The 19364-nt window shown below is 45.9% G+C and carries 16 protein-coding genes; 7 read left to right on the top strand and 9 right to left on the bottom strand.

Translation table 11 applies throughout. The annotated features are described in order from the left end of the window. Positions 1-6: 6 nt before the first annotated feature. Genes nuoH through ACMJ0U_RS00965 form a run of 7 tightly spaced genes read left to right on the top strand, consistent with a single transcriptional unit; the run spans position 7 to position 7289 of the window. On the top strand, positions 7-1098 hold the full coding sequence (nuoH, locus tag ACMJ0U_RS00995) for an NADH-quinone oxidoreductase subunit NuoH (protein ID WP_417127558.1): 1092 nt from the start codon (positions 7-9) through the stop codon (positions 1096-1098). Positions 1099-1114: 16 nt separating this feature from the next. Further along, entirely contained in the window at positions 1115-1564 is a 450-nt protein-coding gene (locus ACMJ0U_RS00990; RefSeq protein ID WP_007557854.1) for a 4Fe-4S dicluster domain-containing protein, read from the top strand. A gap of 16 nt (positions 1565-1580) precedes the next feature. Continuing rightward, positions 1581-2096, top strand: a complete 516-nt coding sequence (locus ACMJ0U_RS00985; protein WP_007557855.1) for an NADH-quinone oxidoreductase subunit J — start codon at positions 1581-1583, stop codon at positions 2094-2096. Between the two features lie 12 nt (positions 2097-2108). After that, positions 2109-2426, top strand: coding sequence for an NADH-quinone oxidoreductase subunit NuoK (nuoK, locus tag ACMJ0U_RS00980; protein ID WP_007557857.1), 318 nt, complete (start codon positions 2109-2111; stop codon positions 2424-2426). A 26-nt stretch (positions 2427-2452) separates the two neighbouring features. Further along, entirely contained in the window at positions 2453-4342 is a 1890-nt protein-coding gene (gene nuoL / locus ACMJ0U_RS00975; RefSeq protein ID WP_417127556.1) for an NADH-quinone oxidoreductase subunit L, read from the top strand. A 21-nt stretch (positions 4343-4363) separates the two neighbouring features. Next, positions 4364-5845, top strand: a complete 1482-nt coding sequence (locus ACMJ0U_RS00970; RefSeq protein ID WP_417127555.1) for a complex I subunit 4 family protein — start codon at positions 4364-4366, stop codon at positions 5843-5845. 25 nt (positions 5846-5870) lie between these two features. Continuing rightward, positions 5871-7289 (top strand): NADH-quinone oxidoreductase subunit N, encoded by a 1419-nt coding sequence (locus tag ACMJ0U_RS00965; protein WP_417127553.1) that lies wholly within the window; start codon positions 5871-5873, stop codon positions 7287-7289. A gap of 225 nt (positions 7290-7514) precedes the next feature. On the opposite strand, the gene ACMJ0U_RS00960 is transcribed toward ACMJ0U_RS00965, so the two are convergent. From ACMJ0U_RS00960 to ACMJ0U_RS00920, 9 genes are all read right to left on the bottom strand, one after another. Next, on the bottom strand, positions 7515-8405 hold the full coding sequence (locus ACMJ0U_RS00960) for a helix-turn-helix domain-containing protein (protein WP_417127552.1): 891 nt from the start codon (positions 8403-8405) through the stop codon (positions 7515-7517). A 146-nt stretch (positions 8406-8551) separates the two neighbouring features. Next, entirely contained in the window at positions 8552-10210 is a 1659-nt protein-coding gene (locus ACMJ0U_RS00955) for an MFS transporter (RefSeq protein WP_417127550.1), read from the bottom strand. A 37-nt stretch (positions 10211-10247) separates the two neighbouring features. After that, positions 10248-11330, bottom strand: coding sequence for an HlyD family secretion protein (locus ACMJ0U_RS00950; RefSeq protein ID WP_417127549.1), 1083 nt, complete (start codon positions 11328-11330; stop codon positions 10248-10250). 30 nt (positions 11331-11360) lie between these two features. After that, entirely contained in the window at positions 11361-12689 is a 1329-nt protein-coding gene (locus ACMJ0U_RS00945) for a TolC family protein (protein ID WP_417127548.1), read from the bottom strand. A 227-nt stretch (positions 12690-12916) separates the two neighbouring features. Continuing rightward, positions 12917-14974, bottom strand: a complete 2058-nt coding sequence (gene mutL / locus ACMJ0U_RS00940) for a DNA mismatch repair endonuclease MutL (protein WP_417127546.1) — start codon at positions 14972-14974, stop codon at positions 12917-12919. Next, entirely contained in the window at positions 14971-15267 is a 297-nt protein-coding gene (locus tag ACMJ0U_RS00935) for a hypothetical protein (RefSeq protein WP_007557876.1), read from the bottom strand. The genes mutL and ACMJ0U_RS00935 overlap by 4 nt, the downstream gene beginning before the upstream one ends. 3 nt (positions 15268-15270) lie before the next feature. Next, a complete protein-coding gene (locus ACMJ0U_RS00930; protein WP_417127544.1) occupies positions 15271-16968 on the bottom strand; it encodes an OstA-like protein in 1698 nt (565 codons plus the stop codon). After that, positions 16968-18341 carry a peptidylprolyl isomerase gene (locus ACMJ0U_RS00925; protein WP_417127542.1) on the bottom strand — a complete coding sequence of 458 codons (1374 nt, stop codon included), beginning with the start codon at positions 18339-18341 and terminating at the stop codon, positions 16968-16970. Before ACMJ0U_RS00925 ends, ACMJ0U_RS00930 begins: the two co-directional genes overlap by 1 nt. Positions 18342-18402: 61 nt before the next feature. Continuing rightward, the coding region (locus ACMJ0U_RS00920; protein ID WP_417127540.1) for a peptidylprolyl isomerase at positions 18403-19364 on the bottom strand (962 nt) is incomplete at its 5' end.

Below are 19364 nucleotides of genomic sequence, written 5' to 3'. Positions count from 1 at the left end.
AGAATTATGTTTTTAGATTATTATAATCTCAGCCCGCTGCTCATGCAGATTCATGCATTCCTTTGCAGTGTAATGCCTGAATGGCTGGCACTTACATTGGAAGGACTCGTTGTGGGAGTATTTATCCTCGTCATGTACGCGGTACTGGCCATCATTCTTATCTACATGGAACGTAAAGTCTGTGCGGCTTTCCAGTGCCGTATCGGCCCGAACCGTGTAGGAGGAAAAGGAGGTTTGTTGCAAGTACCTGCCGACGTATTGAAAATCCTTACCAAGGAAATCATCAGCCTGAAGCATTCCGACCATTTTCTTTATGCTTTGGCTCCGTTCCTGGTTATTCTTGCTTCCATTCTGACATTCTCTTGTCTTCCATGGAATAAAGGTGGAGAAATCCTTCACATGAACATCGGTATCTTCTTTGTGCTGGCAGCTTCTTCCATCGGTGTATTGGGTATTTTGCTGGCCGGATGGAGTAGTAACAGTAAATATACATTGATTGGTGCCGTACGAAGTGGAGCCATGATTATCAGTTACGAGCTTTCTATTGGCCTCAGCGTACTGACCATGGTCGTAATGAGTGGCGCCATGGACATTCAGACCATCGTAGAAGGTCAGGCCAACGGATGGAACATTTTCAAAGGACACATTCCTGCCATCATGGCTTTCATCATCTACCTGATTGCCGGAAACGCGGAAGCTAACCGCGGTCCATTCGACTTGGCAGAAGCTGAACAGGAGTTGACTGCCGGATACCACACGGAATATTCAGGTATGCATTTCGGATTCTTCTATCTGGCCGAATACTTGAACCTGTTCATTACTGCCGGTATCGCCACCACGTTGTTCTTGGGAGGCTGGATGCCCTTGCACATTGCCGGACTCGACGGACTGAATAGGGTGATGGACTACATCCCCGGATTTGTATGGTTCATTGGAAAGACCTTCTTCATCGTCTTCCTGCTCATGTGGATTCGCTGGACCTTCCCCCGTTTGCGTATCGATCAGGTACTGACACTGGAATGGAAATACCTGATGCCGCTCTCGCTGGTCGTATTGTTATTAATGACCGTATGCAAAGTATTTGGTCTGACATTTTGATTAAAAATTTTTGACTATGAATGGATTTAAAGAATATTTAAAAGGATATGTCGGTGGAGTCAAGAGTCTGCTGGTAGGTATGCGCACTTCCATGAAGGTGTTCTGCCAGAAGAAAATTACCGAACAGTATCCTGAAAACCGCCATACTACACTTCACATTCCGGAACGTCACCGGGCCATGCTGGTGATGCCGGTAGATGAAGAAGGAAATCACCATTGCATTGCCTGCGGACTTTGCCAGATGAGCTGCCCGAACGGCACCATCCGGCTGACCACGGAGATGCGTGAGACGGAAGACGGTAAAAAGAAAAAATTCCTGGTGAAATACGAGTACAATTTAGGCTCTTGCATGTTCTGCATGCTGTGCGTCAATGCCTGCCCTCACAATGCCATTCAGTTTACGAATGACTTTGAGAATGCGGTATTTCAGAAAGAAAAACTCGTCATGACACTGAACAAGAAATAAATAAAACGAAACGGATATGAATATATCACTTCAAGAAATCGTATTTTATATCGTAGGAGCCTGTATCATTGCTTGTTCCATTTTAGCTGTCACTACAGGAAAAATCCTGCGTGCCGCTACTTATCTGCTGTTCGTTCTTTTAGGTACGGGAGCCATCTACGGAATCCTGGGCTATACCTTCCTGAGCGCCGTACAGCTGATGGTTTACGCCGGAGGTATCGTGGTGCTGTATGTATTCTCCATCCTGCTGACCCAGTCGGACAAGAATATGAAGTACAAGATAAACCGCGCCAAGCTCATCAGTGTATTGCTGACCATTGTTATCGGTGCAGCTCTCGTGCTTTTCTTAGTTATGACCAACGGATTTGCCCTGAACCTGATTCCACAGGGAGTCGAACTTCCGGTAGAAAACATCGGACATGCCTTGATTGGTACAGGGAAATACCAGTTTGTATTACCATTTGAGGTAGTCAGTGTATTGCTCTTAGCTTGTATGATTGGTGCGATACTGATTGCACGTAAACAAAAATAACACAGTAAGATTATGGAAATAGAAATTCATGTAGTTCACTACCTCGTCATCAGTACCGTCATGTTGTTTTGCGGCATCTACGGATTCTTTACCCGCAAAAACTTGCTGGCTTTGCTGATTTCGGTAGAATTGATGCTTAATGCAACCAACATCAATTTCGCGGTATTCAACCGTTATCTTTTCCCCGGACAACTGGAAGGCCATTTCTTCAGCCTGTTCGGCATAGCCATTGCCGCAGCTGAAACGGCTGTAGCCATTGCCATCATTATTAATGTGTATCGCAACCTGAAACAGGTGCTTACCGATGATATTACTGACTTGAAAGGATAACTTTCTCACATTTTATTCAATTGCTTATGGATTATACAATTCTGATACTTGCCCTCCCGGTGCTGAGCTTCCTGGTTCTGGCACTGGCCGGCATGAAAATGCCTCATCGCGTAGCAGGCACAATCGGTACCCTGTCGTTAGGAGCGGTAGCCGTGCTGAGCTATCTGACGGCATTCAATTATTTCTCTGCCCCACGCACTGCCGAAGGCCTCTATCCTACGCTGACTCCGTGGAACATTGAATGGCTGCCGTTCACTTCCTCCCTTCACATCGACATGGGCATTTTGCTCGATCCGATTTCCGTCATGATGCTGGTGGTTATTTCCACGGTGTCACTGATGGTACATATCTATTCGTTCGGCTACATGAAAGGTGAAGTCGGCTTCCAGCGATACTACGCTTTTCTGTCGCTGTTTACCTTCTCTATGTTAGGCCTGGTGGTAGCTACCAACATTTTCCAGATGTATGTGTTCTGGGAACTGGTAGGTGTGTCTTCTTATCTGCTTATTGGTTTCTACTACACCAAACCGGAAGCAATCGCTGCCAGCAAGAAGGCCTTTATCGTCACCCGTTTTGCTGACTTGGGCTTCCTGATTGGTATCCTTATCTACGGATACTACATGCAGACTTTCACCTTCAACCCTGGAACCGAACGCCTGATGCAGGCCGGAATGGTACTTCCTTGGGCATTGGGACTGATGTTCATCGGTGGTGCCGGAAAGAGTGCCATGTTCCCGCTGCACATCTGGTTGCCGGATGCCATGGAAGGTCCGACACCGGTATCCGCCCTGATTCATGCCGCCACGATGGTAGTAGCCGGAGTGTATCTGGTGGCCCGTATGTTCCCCTTGTTCATCGGCTTTGCACCGCACACACTCCACCTGGTAGCCTGGGTAGGTGCTTTCACCGCATTCTATGCCGCCAGCGTAGCCTGTACACAGAGTGACATCAAACGTGTGCTGGCCTTCTCTACCATCTCACAGATTGGTTTCATGATGGTGGCACTGGGTGTCTGCACGGCAGCCAACCCGCACGAAGGCGGACTGGGTTACATGGCCGGTATGTTCCACCTGTTCACACACGCCATGTTCAAAGCCCTGCTCTTCTTAGGAGCCGGATGCATCATACACGCCGTACACAGCAACGAGATGGAAACCATGGGCGGTCTGCGCAAATACATGCCGATTACCCACATCACCTTCCTGATTGCCTGTCTGGCCATCGCAGGTATCCCTCCGTTCTCCGGATTCTTCTCAAAAGACGAAATCCTGACCGCCTGCTTCCAGTACAGCCCCGTGATGGGATGGATTATGGCCCTCATTGCCGGAATGACCGCTTTCTATATGTTCCGCTTGTACTACTGCATCTTCTGGGGAAAGGAAAACAAGGAACTGCATGCACACCACGTGCCGCATGAAAGTCCGCTGACCATGACCTTCCCGCTGATGTTCCTGGCGCTGGTCACCATCGTAGCCGGTTTTATTCCTTTCGGACATTTCGTTTCAGCCAACGGTGAATCCTACGACATCCACCTCGACTGGACAGTAGCCGGTACGAGCATCGTCATTGCCGTCATCGCCATTGCCCTGGCTACCTGGATGTACGCCCGCGAACAGCAGCCTGTGGCCGACATGCTCGCCACACGCTTCAGCACCCTGCACCGTGCAGCCTACAAGCGTTTCTACATGGACGAAATCTGGTTGTTCGTGACCAAGAAAATTATCTTCCGCTGCATCTCTACTCCATTGGCATGGTTTGACCGCCACGTCATCGACCAGTTCATGAATTTCATGGCCTGGGGTACCAACGCAGCCGGAGAAACCGTACAGCCCATGCAAAGTGGAAAGGTACAAACCTACACGCATTATTTCCTGGCAGGTATCATTGTCCTGACAATTATCCTGCTGTTGAACTAAAAAAGAAGAACCTATACGCTTATGAATATATTAAGTCTTTTCGTACTGATACCTCTGCTGATGCTGCTGGGACTATGGATTGCCCGTGGCGTCAATCAGGTCAGAGGAGTGATGGTGGCCGGTTCCACTCTGTTGCTGGCGCTTGCGGCTTACCTCACGGTGTCTTACATCGGACAGCGCCATGCGGGAGCTACGGCTGAAATGCTTTTCACAGACAGCATCGTATGGTATGCCCCGCTTCACATCTGCTACTCGGTAGGAGTAGACGGTATCTCCGTAGTGATGCTGCTGCTGAGTGCCATCATCGTATTTACCGGCACATTCGCTTCCTGGAAGCTGCAACCGCTCACCAAGGAATATTTCCTGTGGTTCACCCTGCTGAGCACCGGAGTATTCGGATTCTTTATCTCAACCGACCTGTTCACCATGTTCATGTTCTATGAAGTGGCCCTGATTCCGATGTACCTGCTGATTGGTGTATGGGGAAGCGGCCGCAAGGAATACGCTGCCATGAAGCTGACCCTGATGCTGATGGGCGGTTCCGCCTTCCTGCTGATTGGTATCTTAGGCATCTACTACGGAGCCGGTGCCGAGACCATGAATATTCTGGAAATCGTAAAACACCAGATACCGACCGAAATGCAACGTATCTTCTTCCCGATGGTCTTCTTAGGATTCGGTGTGCTGGGTGCCTTGTTCCCTTTCCACACATGGAGCCCCGACGGTCATGCTTCTGCCCCGACAGCCGTAAGTATGCTGCACGCCGGTGTGTTGATGAAATTAGGAGGTTACGGATGTTTCCGTATTGCCATGTACCTGATGCCGACCGGTGCCGCTATCTGGGGTGATTTCTTCCTGGTACTGACCACCATTTCTGTAGTGTACGGAGCGTTCAGCGCCGTAGTACAGACCGACTTGAAATACATCAACGCCTACTCTTCTGTAAGCCACTGCGGACTGGTATTGTTCGCTCTGCTGATGATGACGCGTGTAAGTGCTACCGGTGCCATCCTGCAGATGTTGAGTCACGGCTTAATGACCGCCTTGTTCTTTGCCCTTATCGGTATGATTTACGGTCGTACACACACCCGTGACATCCGCCAGCTGAGCGGACTGATGAAAATCATGCCTTTCCTGGCCGTAGGTTATGTCATTGCCGGTCTGGCCAACCTGGGTCTGCCTGGTCTGAGCGGTTTCGTGGCTGAAATGACCGTATTCGTCGGTTCCTTCCAGCATCCGGACCTGTTCCACCGCACCTGCACCGTCATCGCCACGATGAGTATTGTCATCACGGCCGTGTACATCCTGCGCGTGGTAGGAAAAATCCTGTACGGCACCTGCCGGAATCCGGAACACCTGAAACTGACTGACGCTACCTGGGACGAACGCTTTGCCGTGATCTGCCTGATTATAGCCGTAGCCGGACTGGGACTTGCTCCCGCCTGGGTCAGCCATGTCATCAGTTCAAGCGTAGAACCCATTATCAGCCAACTTATCCGATAACCCCCAATAAACTAAAAGAAACTATATGAGCGAATTATTAACCATGCAGGCTGAAATAAGCCTGGTCGCCATTATCCTCTTCATGCTGCTGGCAGACCTGATACTGAAAACGCCCAGTCACAAGCCGCTTCAGACGCTGGCCTGCACGCTGATGGCCGTACAACTGGCCCTGCACATTGTACCCGCCGGCGGAGAAGCCTTTGGAGGAATGTATCATGCCAGCCCGATGGCATCCGTTGTAAAAACCATACTGACTGCCGGCACGCTGCTCGTATTCCTGCAGTCGGGCCAGTGGCTCTCACGCGAAGACACCCGTCACAAGGCCGGAGAATTCTATATGCTCACCCTGAGCACGCTGCTGGGCATGTATTTCATGGTCAGCGCAGGCAGCTTCATCCTGTTCTACGTGGGCCTGGAACTGGCCAGCATCCCGATGGCCTGTCTGGTGGCTTTCGACAAATACCGCCATCATAGTGCGGAAGCGGGAGCCAAATTTATCCTGAACTCCATGTTCTCTTCTGCCCTGATGCTTTATGGTATCTCCATGGTATACGGTACAACCGGTACCACTTACTTTGCCGATATCACCACAGCCCTGACCGGAACCCCGCTTCAGGTAATGGCAATGGTATTCTTCTTTGCCGGACTGGGCTTCAAGCTGAGTCTCGTACCCTTCCACATGTGGACACCCGATACCTATCAGGGAGCTCCGACCAATGTATCGGCTTACCTGTCGGTCATCTCCAAAGGTGCAGCTGCTTTTGCTTTGATGAGCATCCTGATAAAAGTATTCGGACAGATGGTAGCCGACTGGAGCCTGTTACTGAGTATAGTCATCGTGGTAACCATTACCATAGCCAACATATTCGCCATCTTGCAGGAAGACCTGAAACGCTTCATGGCTTACAGTAGTATCTCGCAAGCGGGCTATATCATGCTGGCTGTATTAGGAGGAAATGAACAGGGAATGGCCTCGCTGGTGTACTACATCGTAGTCTATATTGTAGCCAACCTGGCCGTGTTCGGTGTCATCAGTACGGTGGAGCAGCACACAGGAGGAATGGTGGACAGAAATACTTACAACGGATTATACAAAACTAACCCGCGACTGAGCTTTATTATGACACTGGCCTTGTTCTCACTGGCCGGTATCCCTCCGTTTGCCGGATTCTTCTCTAAATTCTTTGTATTTGCCTCTGCTTTCCACAGCGGCCACTGGCTGGTAGTGTTCCTGGCATTGGTAAACACCATCATTTCACTCTACTATTACCTGCTGATTGTGAAAGCCATGTACATCACTCCAAACGATGCACCTGTAGCTACCTTCCGCACACCAGCTTTGGCCCGTACAGGTCTGTTTATCTGCCTTATCGGAGTCATTGTATTAGGTATCTGCAGTGGAGTGTATGAACTGCTTAACCACGTAGCTGGACTGGGATTCTAATTCAGACAATTCCATACACAAAAAAGGCCGTTCCTGTTCGGGGACGGCTTTTTTGTTCACTTTTTCTCTCAAAAAATCGCTTCGACGTTCAAGATAAAACTCCTTTACGTTTCAACTAAAACACAAAAGCGTTTCAAATAAAATGTCAAAGAGTTTTCATTCAAACGCAAAGGCGTTTTCGGGCAGCCTGAAAATAGCTTCAAAAAACGCTAAAAACAAAGTCATTTACATGTCTGAGAGTGAGTTTTCTTCCGCACAACGATAATGTAAAGGAGAAAGACCTGTTTCCTTCTTAAAGAATGTGCCAAATGCGGAGGCATTGGGAAAATGAAATTCATTCGAAATTTCCTGAATAGTCTTGTTGGAGTTCTTCAACAGCAACATACTCCGACGGATAATGGCACGGAACACCAGTTCCTGCACTGTATATCCGCATACAGACTTTGACAGCGCAGACAAATATTTAGGAGACAGACAAAGTTTGTCAGCATAAAAGGCAACTCCCCTCTCTTGCTTGTAATATCGCTCCACCAACCGGATGAGCTGGATAAATGTATCAATCTTATGCCCAGCCACTTGATTTTCTTCCATTAACCGACGACTATAAATGGAGCAAAGTCTATAGGTCAAAGCCAGCAGCAGTAACTTCCGTTCATGGCTATCAAACGGATTGTTTGTTGTATGCCGATACCTGCTTATCAGAGAAATATAGCGGGATATATCTTCTTCCTCACCCGTAGACCATACGTAACAAGGCTGCGGAGTTAATGTGGCATAAAGGTGCATGGCCATCACCGAACTTCCTAATAAATCCCGGATAGGGTCAATACGGTAAAATAAAATATCTATACGCAAATCGGCTGTGCATAAGCCTGCACAGAAAATGGTAGCCTCATACAGAAAAATCGTTTCCCCTGCTTTTGCTACAAAAGGCTTCTGGTTTAAAGTAAACTGAAATTCTCCCTGTTTACAGACTATCAAACCAAGGTATTCCAACTGGAAGTTTTTTTGCAATACAGCCGGGAAAGCGTCCACACTTCCTTCCGAACAGCAAATATCCCTTCGCTCTACCAGCATCTGATTCAGACGCTTCAAACGCTCTGTTTGTGAAATCATGACCACAAATTAAAGTTGTTTCTTTTGCATACTGCGCTAAGATATACAAAAAAAACGTCACGGCAGGTACTTACACGTGATTATTCCCCGCTGAAAATATAGATTAAGAAACGAAAAGTCCCGCCGTGACGTAACAACTTCTTTTTTTAAGATACTGTAGCAGCAAACGGCTCCAGTTTTCTTTTCTTCCACGGAAACAGCAAGAAAAAGACCGCACATGCCATACATCCGTAGAAAGTCCAGCCCGACATTTCCTTAACGGCCGACAAAGTAGCCTGTACCTGCACGCTTCCCTTTGCCGACATGGCAGCCATCTGTTCGGCTTCCTGTTCACTCTTCCCCTGATATTGCATCCCCTTTACAGTCTGCGAATAAGAAGCCGCGACTTCGGGATTCAACAAGTCACGGTCTTGTGCAAAACGAGTGACATAATGTTGCTGACGATGCTGCATCACGTTGGTATAAAGTGCCGTACCGATACCGGGGCCCATGACCATGCGGACGGTCAGCATAATGCAAATCCAGGTAGACAAATATTTATACGGCATACGCTGGTTGGCATGTACAGCCGTCAGTGAATACAAAAGCATCATTCCTGTAGCACGGATAATGACCGGATACTTCATCCGCTCATACAAGCCGGAAGTCTGCACCTCAAAATACATGAATAAAGCCGAAAGACCTATCAACACAAAACCAAGAGAAAAAAGATACTTCAGATGCACTCCCCTGCTGCCCAACATGACGGCAATGATGCAACCTATAAAATATCCCAACATGGTCCAGTTGCCCAAGGAAGCATTCTGCCAGTTGTCTATCTTCATGCCTACTCCCGTAAACACGTTTACGAACATGGCACTGGAATTGAATATCATCAGCAGCAGGAAGAGCAGAATTCCCATCCGAATGGAGCTCAACTTGAAAATGTCCATCAGGAAATAGGGAGAATACTGTCTTTTCTCCATATAAATAAACATGGCTGTAAAACATACGGCACTCACCGTAGCCCAGCAGATAGAAGGGGCATCATACCAATCGAGTACTTTCCCATACACCAGTACATACACTACCGAAGCGCACATCAGACAAAATATCACTACACTGCCGAACTTACGGAAGGTAATGGGAAAACGACGGGTGGAATACTTATGATAAGGCATGGTAACAAATACCACCAAAATAGAAAGCAGCAAAGCTCCCATCATGAAATAATACACATACTGCCATTCATATTCGTAGGCCAGCCATGCGGTAAGTGAAGTACCCAACTGCCCCAGAATCATGAAAAACAAATAGATAGTAGGCATACTGGTACTCTTCTCACGGTCCAGCTTGTCCCAGCCTTCTTCGTCTACCGGATCATTCCCAGGCGTAATGTTACGGGTAGCCTCCATCCCAAACGCATACTTAATCAGCGTAAAGAGATTGACCATCATCAGCACCATTCGTAAAAAACCCATCACCACACTACACACGGCCAACAGGTAAATACTGTCGGTCTTGGCACAAATGTAACTCAGGATATAAAGCAAAGAGAAACCTACGATGCACATCATCTTCTCCCGACGCAGGCAAACCAGTCCGTAAAAGAACGGAGAAAAAGCTGCCATACCCACAGAAGTAAGAAAGCTGACGAACTGAATATGTTCCGACTGGATGCCCAGCCCGCTCAGCATCTCTCCACTGTTAGCCGTATACACCCCACTGGCCGTCAGTATAGGCACGAACAGCAGTATCAGAATCAGTATACCCAACGGCTTGGGTACCCAGTTATAAAACGGATAATTTTTAGGAAGTGAAGGCATAATTCTACTTTTTAGGAAAAACTTGCAAAAAATCGGTTTACAATTTGGCTTTCACCACTACCATCATACCGGCAGCCAGACGGTCATTATCCTCTTTGGACAAGTCGGTGAATTCAATACGTACCGGAATACGCTGTTGAATCTTGACAAAGTTTCCAGCTGAATTGTCGGTAGGTACCAGAGAATATTTAGAACCTGTAGCTCCGGATATGGCCGTAATCCTTCCGGTAAACTCGCGGTCACTGATAGCGTCGATAGAAATGCGTACTTCCTGCCCTACCTTCAGATTCTCCACCTGCGTTTCCTTGTAATTGGCAATCACCCATTTCTGGGTATCCGGAAGGATATAAGTCACCGTCTGTCCGGCAGTAATATACTGCCCTTCCTCCAAGGTTCTCCGCCCTAATTTTCCGTCACAAGGAGCCACTACCACGGTATAAGAGAGATTCAGACGTGCCATCTCTAATGCAGCCGTTGCACGCTGTATGGCAGCCTCCGTGCTTTCTCTGCGATTGGAAACCTCTTTCACTCCTGACATGGCAGCCCGCTGCTGACGCTTGGTTGCTTCCAGTTTCTTACGGGTAGCCGCATATTCCGTTTCAATCTGTTCCAGCTGAATAGGAGTAGCTGCGTTCCGCTTTACCAGATTCTCATAACGCTGACGGTCTTTCTCCAGTTTGGCCAGACGAATTTCAATCTCGGCAATCGAAGCTTCATAAACCGAAGCAGAGTTCTGCGTGGTCTGCAAAGTAGCATCTATCACAGTAGCACCCGCCAAGGCATCCTTTAAGGCAGCCTCAGCTTCCATCACACGAATACGGTATTCACGGTCATCCAGTACCAACAGGGTATCTCCCTTACGCACATCCTGGTGTTCCGTAAAATAGATTTTTTTGATATAACCCGAAGCTCTCAGATTGACCGGAGAATTATACTGCTCAATTTGTGCATCGTTACTTGTTTCGGTATGTTTGTAATCTAAAAACAGACAAGCTACTTCTACGATTCCCCATGCAAGAATAGCGATGCCTAAAAGACTGGCCAAAATCTGACGACGACGTTGTTTCTTTAACTTTAAAGCCTTTTCCTGAAGTGTATGATTAGTATACTGAGTTTCCATATTATCTGAATTTTAAATGATTTAATGAATTTAATTTCCTTGTAACAAGCGATCAATCTGCCCTGTAAGCTTCAGTAAAGCAAGATTAGCCACCTGATAGTTGTAGTGTGCACTGAGATAATTATTCTGCGCCTCACTCATGCGCATTTCATCCTGCAATACCTCGGTCATGGAAGCGATTCCCTCCCGATAGCGGTCAGTTGTGACCTGATACACATCTTCTGCCAGCAAATAATTGTCTTTCTGCTTTTTAAAATTGCGCTGGTTATTCATCAGCTCGTTTGTGGCATTCAGATACTGCGTCTGCATGTTCTTGAGCGTATTCTCATAATTCAGTTTTGCATTTTCCTGGTCAATCTGAGCTTTCCGGATACGTGCCCGCTTGTCAAAACCGTCGAATATCGGGACACGAAGTGTAATCCCCAATCCGGTAGAAGGATACCAATGATTGGATGGTCCGGAATGAAACCAGTGGCGGGCCTTATCCGTATATGCTGAATACATCCAGTTTCCGGTCAGTGTCAGCGAAGGAAGGTATCCCTGACGAATCAAATCCTTTTGCTGCCCGGCCAGCTTCTCCTGTGATTGCAAGAGTTGCAATTCATACAAATCGCTGCGAAGACCGGTCAGCGAAGCCGACTGCATCCTTTCTGTATCTACAGGAGTCAGTGTAATTTCTTCTTCCGCAGGATAGTCCATCACATATTTCAAAAGATTCAACTGCTGCACCAACATGGACTTTGCATTGTCATACTGCACCTGCTGGTTTTCCAAGTTAATATTGACACGCTTTACATCCACCTCCATGGCCATCCCATTGTCAAAGAATGCCAAAGTGATGTCGCGCAGTTCCCGCAACCGCACCATGTTCTCTTGAATGAGTGTCAGCTGCTCCATGGTATTCTGCCCCAGATAATACATCTTGCTGATTTGCATCATCAGGTCCTCACGTGCCTTTTCATACGACAGACGGTTCAATTCATTCAGGGTGCGGGCAATATCTACTGCCGTATACACCGTCTGATTATAAAGCGGCATCTGCAACTGCAACCCTGCCGATGCATTATACTGCAAAGTTTTAGTTACATTGTACAGATTCCCATAGGCCGACCCATCGGTGACAGATACCGGTGGATTAAAATTGTCATTGAACCCCGCCACCGCACTGATTTGCGGCCACAGTTTTGCACGATTCTCGCTAAGAAGATGTTTGGCTTTCCGCATCTCATTGCGGCTTCCTTCGAGCGAGAGATTATTTTCAATGCCTAATTTCAGGCATTCCTCTAATGTCAGCATCTTCTGTGCCCCGACAGGCATCCACGCCAACCACAGTGTAAAAATAACTACTAATTGCTTCATTTTTCTCGTTTCTTAATCTGAAGCAAAGGTAGTATGTCAAGCACTTACACGATTATTCATAAAAGAGGAGGAGCTGTTCAGATTTTCCTTTTTGAGACTTTCAGATAGATAAAAACCAGGTTTGTTGCAAAAAATGAAATCTAGAATAAGTGCATACAAATAAAAAAATCCGGATTACTCGTTTTCGAGAACCCGGATTACACATTGTATTATTCGTAGAATTTCTATCATTTAAACATCTTCTCCAAATCATCTTCTTTCAATACGGCCAATACAGTCTTTCCATCTGGCGTATAGTTTGGAGTAGATACGGCAAACAAATCATCGACCAGACGATTCATTTCCTCATCGGTCAGTACCTGTCCCGGTACAATGGCTGCTGCTTTTGCCAATGAAAGTGCAAGCATACTTTGTACTTCTTCCTTCACTTTACAACCTTTTTCAATCGCCGTCTGTACCATATCTGTAACCAGCTTTTCCGGATTCAGCCCTTCAATTCCGGCTGGAATACCGTTAATAGAATAGGTTCCTCCTCCCAGACTGCTAAGGTCAAATCCCAAGGCATTCAAATCGTCCATGAACTCCTCCAGTACAGGTACCTCAGAAGGAGAGAAATGCACCATATCCGGGAAAAGCATTCGCTGGGAAGCATTCTTTCTATTTTCTATCTGCGCCATATAGCGGTCGAAGAGAATACGGATGTGGGCACGCTGCTGATTAATAATCATCAACCCAGACTTTACAGAAGTCAAGATATAGCTGCCTTTATACTGATAATGGTGCATGGAATTTTCCTGAGACTGCTTTTCACCTTCTTCACCAGAGAAAGATGGAGTAACAGCATCTTCTTGAGAAGCCTGTCCCCATTCTGTTGATTCTAGGAAAAACGGTCGTACTTCTTCTTCCGGTTGAATATCCGAATCCGACGAAGTACGTTCCAGCCCTTCAAACAAAGGTTCCCATTCTACCCGATTTTTGTGACTGCCAAACGAAGGAGTATAATTTCCGCTTCTGCCAAAATCCGGCATTCCACCTTTATTCATGGAAGAACGTACAGAGGTGCCTGTAGACGCACCCCATTCTCTTACATCCTGTCCGAAGCTCTCCCTCTCCGTTTCTTTATTGGTTGCCGATGCAGAAGAGTAAGCAGAAGGAGGCACAGCTGTAGTATTAAAGGGATTATAAGAAGGATCAAAGCTGGTTTGAGGAGGTGCCACCGTGTAAGGAGAATTCTCAAAGGCAGGAATATCGGGCATACCTTCTGTATCAAAATCAATCGAAGGTACAGCATTGAAACGTCCTAACGTCTCTTTGACTGCTGCCGAAAGAATCTGCCATACGGCTTGTTCATTCTCAAACTTTATTTCTGTCTTTGTAGGGTGTATATTGACATCTATATCGGAAGGTTCCACTTCGAAATAAATGAAATAAGAGACTTGTTCACCCACTGGAATCAGGTTGTCGTACGCACTGGACACGGCCTTATGGAAATAGGGATGGCGCATATAACGACCATTCACAAAGAAGAACTGGCGCGCTCCTTTCTTACGGGCCGATTCAGGACGACCGATATATCCATGTATTTTCACCATGGTCGTATCAATGTCCAATGAAAGCAGCTCCTGGTTCAGTTTCTTGCCAAACACTCCCATAATACGCTGCCGTAAAGGAAGGGCTGGCAGGTTCAGCATCTCTGTACCATTATGGCTCAGCACAAAAGATATATCGGGATTGACCAGCGCAATGCGTTCGAATTCAGCTACAATGTTACTTAACTCCGTCTGATTGGATTTCAGGAACTTCCGACGGGCAGGTACATTGAAGAACAGATTTTTCACAGAGAAGTCACTGCCTCGCTGGCAGGCCACTGCCTCCTGCTTTTCTACCTGGGAACCGGAAATCTGAATGAAAGTACCTAATCCGTCGTCACTGGAACAAGTTTTCAGCTCCACCTGTGCTACGGCAGCGATGGAAGCCAAAGCCTCTCCACGAAAGCCCATGGTATGAAGGGCAAACAAATCGGCTGCCTCCCGAATCTTGGAAGTGGCATGACGTTCAAAAGCCATACGGGCATCCGTTTCCGACATACCTCGTCCGTCGTCAATGACACGTATACATGTTTTTCCGGCATCCGTCACCAGCACTTCTATATTTTTTGCTCCGGCATCTACAGCATTCTCTACCAGCTCCTTTATCACAGAAGCCGGACGCTGTATGACTTCTCCTGCCGCAATCTGATTGGCTACAGAATCCGGCAACAAACGGATTACATCTCCCGATGTCATAGTGTAAATTCTCCTGTAATCAGATAATGTAAAATATATAGCAATACCACAATAGCCACAAACATGGCTCCGTAACTCAGAGGTTTACGTCCGCTTTCCTTGCGGCGCTTCAGATAGGTAGTACCTTCTACAAACTTACCACGAATGTCTTCCGGATTAAACTCTTTAGGAGGAAGCATTCCCAGTTCACGTTTGGCTGTCTCTTCTATTTTCTGCAGTTTTTCCTTGCGTTCATCCACATAAATGTATTCATGACGGAATCCGCGAGGCTTTCTCATTGTAAACATTCCCATATATTATTCCTCCTTCTTATTTTCAAACAATCGGGCATTCGGCAAAACGACCGGACCACGTACATTTTTCTTCAGCTGGTCTTCCACTCGTTTTCCTCTCCAATTAAAGATGTCGGCCTTATTGAGCGGACGAATGTAATCAAACCATACAAAATTCTCCAGACGGTCTTTTCCGGCAGGAATCTGCGACATCGGATATAGCACACCATTGGATTTTGGACTCATCACCATGCGCTCTATCTTACGGTCTTGCAGATAGATTTCCAGTTTACTGGTTTCAGACACATTCATGCCTATCAGCGTACTGTCTGAATCCATCGGATAATAAACAACTCGTACGGAACCTATCACTTCCGTCTTTCGCATTTCTCCGTTCGCGAAATAGGACTTCATCTCTTTTCCTGTCACTTGGTTATAAATCGTTGAGTCCACACGTTCTACTGAAAGTGCCTGCCCTATGATGTGCGACCAGTCAATCGTACTGTCGTTCATATAGACCTTTATCACTTCGCCTAAAAGCTGCTGGTTCTTGTTCCAAATAATCGGGTCTCGATACATCGTAAGACAGCTGTCTACAGTAGAGAAGACTAACGAATCGGCCGTGCCCTGCACATCGGTACGATAAAAACGTACTTTGTGAAAAGCTCTCATTTCACGGAACATGGAGTCGGTATTCTGATGAAAAGTCTCCATCAACAGAGTATCCGCATGAAGAAACAAGCTGTCGCCCTGAGAATAGTCTATAGCTACGGCACTATCCGTAGCAAAAGCATAATCTGTCTGCTCATTATAATAACCGTATTCTCCGGTAAGCATGTTCCGGTTTATCGTATCCGTCATCACCATCCGGCTGAAGGCTTCCCCCACACCAGTATTTCGGTCGTAGAAAAGTGTATCACCTGTCAGCTGTTTTCCCTGATTGGTAAGCACAGAACGGTCATACAAATCAGCCTTACCTGTTACGGTATTATACGTACCCTTTTCTGAATAAATATGATTGGCATCGCTCCAAATATCCGAAGGTCCAACAATATTGGCCACCTTAGAGGCCGTATTGTAACGTAAAGTATCCGAAGTCAGTGTAAACTGAGGATTAACCAGTTTCACATTGTAATTAAATACAGACTGCTTGGTCTGAGGGCTATATTCTCCCCATTCAGAAGTCAGCACATTCTGTTCATCCATCAGGGTTCCTCCATCAAAGAAATACCCCAGATTGTATACACGGTCATAATTCAGGCTATCGGTCAGCAATGTAGTGGTACGGTTTTCCATACGGACATTGCAGCGCATCTCGGCAATCTGCGTCAATCCATCATAGTACAACCGGTCGCCATAAAGAAACAACGTATCCCCTTGTACCATTTTCACATTACCAAAAGCCTCAAAACTGCTGACTTTATCATAGTAACATGCGCTGTCGCAATACATGTACACACTATCATGACGGAACTTTACGTTACCAGTTACAATCTGTGCATCCGGATGACTTGCATCCTTGCGCAACAAATCGGAATGTAACAGATAGACTTTACTTTTAGCTACCGGACGCTGTTTGGAATCCTCCGTCTTTTGTTTCCCTTCAGTCTTCACTTTCGTACGCGCAGTCTGTGGAGGCACAGCTATTCCTCCTTGTGCCGAAAGGCCAAGAATGGTCAGGCAAAATGCCACAAAAAGCAAAAAAATTGCAGACTTTCTCATCACTGTTTAATCCATCCCGGATATTTAAAATCGCACTTACGCCAAGACGGGTTAATACGCACGTAAGTATTTTTTTGTTTTTCAACAATCCATTTCTGTAGTTTTTCTTCACTGCGATTAGCTGTGACAATGTCTTTCAGGCGCTGGTAGTCTTCTGAGATTGTAGCTTTATGTCCGTCAATACGATTTTTCAATTTTACGATAGCACACACTTCCTTTCCTTTTGCATTAATCATTGTAAAAGGTTTGGAAACTTCGCCAATCTGCATTCCCTCTACAGTTTTTGCTACTTCCTGAGAAATCAAGCCAGCCAACTGCTGCATTTCAAAACGAGAAGTAGAGGTCTGGGGGTTAGCCAGCAAGCCGTGGTTGTTACGTGTATCTTTATCCTGAGATACCCATGTAGCCGCTTCATCAAAAGTTACTTTTCCTTTTCGGATGTCGTTAGCCAGTGTATCCAGCTTATTCAATTCTGCCTCAATTTCTTTCTCATCCACACGAGGCTTAATCAAAATATGGCGATAACTTACACGGTCACCACGCTTTTCAATCAGCTGAGCAATATGATAACCATATTCAGTTTCAAACACTTTTGAAATCTTCTTCGGATCAGTCAGGTTAAACACCACATTGGCAAACTCCGGAGTCAACTCTCCACGACCTGTAAAGCCATATTCTCCTCCACGACGAGCAGAACCCGGGTCTTCAGAATACATACGAGCCAGTGTAGAGAAAGTAGTTTCTCCCTTATTGATACGGTCTGTGAAGTCGCGCAGTTCTTTCTTCACTCGCTCAATTTCCTCCTCTTTTATCTTAGGCTCTCTCGTAATAATCTGAACCTCTACCTGAGTAGGAACAAAAGGAATACTATCCTGAGGAAGCTTACTGAAATAATTACGTACTTCCGCAGGAGTCAGTTTGATGTCTCCCACAATCTTCTTTTGCATTTCCTGCACCGTCAGTCCGTCACGAATATTTTCACGCAACATTTCACGTATTTGGGTAGACGTTTTATTATAATATTCTTCGAGTTTTTCTTTTGAACCAATCTGTTCCGTCAACCATGAAATTCGTCCTTCTACTTGCTGAAGAACTTCCTGATCACTCACCTCAATACTATCTATTTCAGCCTGGTGAAGAAAAAGTTTCTGCACAGCCAATTCTTCAGGTATCACGCAATAAGGATCACCTTCAAAACGGCGACCTTCATACTGTGCATTCAAACGTTCGTTCTCTACGTCTGATTTCAGAATAGCTTCATCACCGACAACCCACACCACTTCATCAATCACATTATCTTGTGCCACGGCGGGTACTGTTCCTGTCAAGGCAAGCAAAATAGCCAAGACACCAGTCATAATCAATTTATTCATTTTCTGTCTATTTGATTTGTTTTGGTCCATTACATTACAAAGGACGAAGATACGGCATTAATTACTTTTTTCCGCTACAATTAACGGTTTTTAAAATGTCTTGGTTAATTTCAATCCTGAAGCCTCTCTTTAATTCTTCCAATTGTGATTTTTCCATCCACAAACGATAGTCACGCTGCACTTCATCACGCACATCCTGAAAGTCTTCCGGCCCTTTCTTCAAACGTTTTCCCAACACAAACGCATAAGGTAAATCCGTACGAGGAGTAAACTGTCCGCATTTAAAAGCCAGCTTATCTACATAAGGATTTGTCCCAATCTGAAACAAGCCCGTTTCTACAGCTACCTTCCATTCCGGGTACTCCTGAGAGAAAGCAGAAATTTCCGTATTCCATTTATCTAACGGACATTTTTTCAGTCTTTTTTTCAGTTTTGAAGCTACCTTCTTATTCAAACAATGAATCACCCCTCCCTTAAAATGAGGTAAATCCCATGTATAATCACTCTTATGAGTTTCAAAATAATGCTGCAATTCCCTATCGGATACATTACCAGCCTGTGTTCCTCCATGGCGTTTATCCCAATATGCAGCTAACAAGCCATCCGAAACTTGACGTAACTCGATTCGCGTTTTGTTCAACAAACTATCCTTCCATTCAGAAGCATTCATATTAGAGAACTCTTGGGAAATCATATTTTCAGTCATTTTTGATGGGTATACACCTTCTTTACGATCTAGCAAATACACAATGTGAATCCCTAAAGGAGAAAAAAACGGAGCAGAATAATTCCCTTTTTCTAATATTTTCAATTGCTCAATAAACTCTTTTATCAAACATCTTTCCGGAATCCACTCTCCATCCGTATAAGGAAGGGAGAATGTATTCTTCATATAAGACTGTGCCAACTGCTCAAAAGGTATGCCGTTCTTCAACGCAGTATAAACTGAATCGATACCCTGTTTTGCCATACATTCCTGGCTAGAAGAAGCATGCTGAGGTAAAAAAAATGAAATCTGACGAA

The organism is Phocaeicola sp. (assembly GCF_048170425.1).
Taxonomy (GTDB): Bacteria; Bacteroidota; Bacteroidia; order Bacteroidales; family Bacteroidaceae; genus Phocaeicola.
Note: the sequence above shows the minus strand (reverse complement) of the source record. Positions and strands in the feature narration are given on the sequence as shown.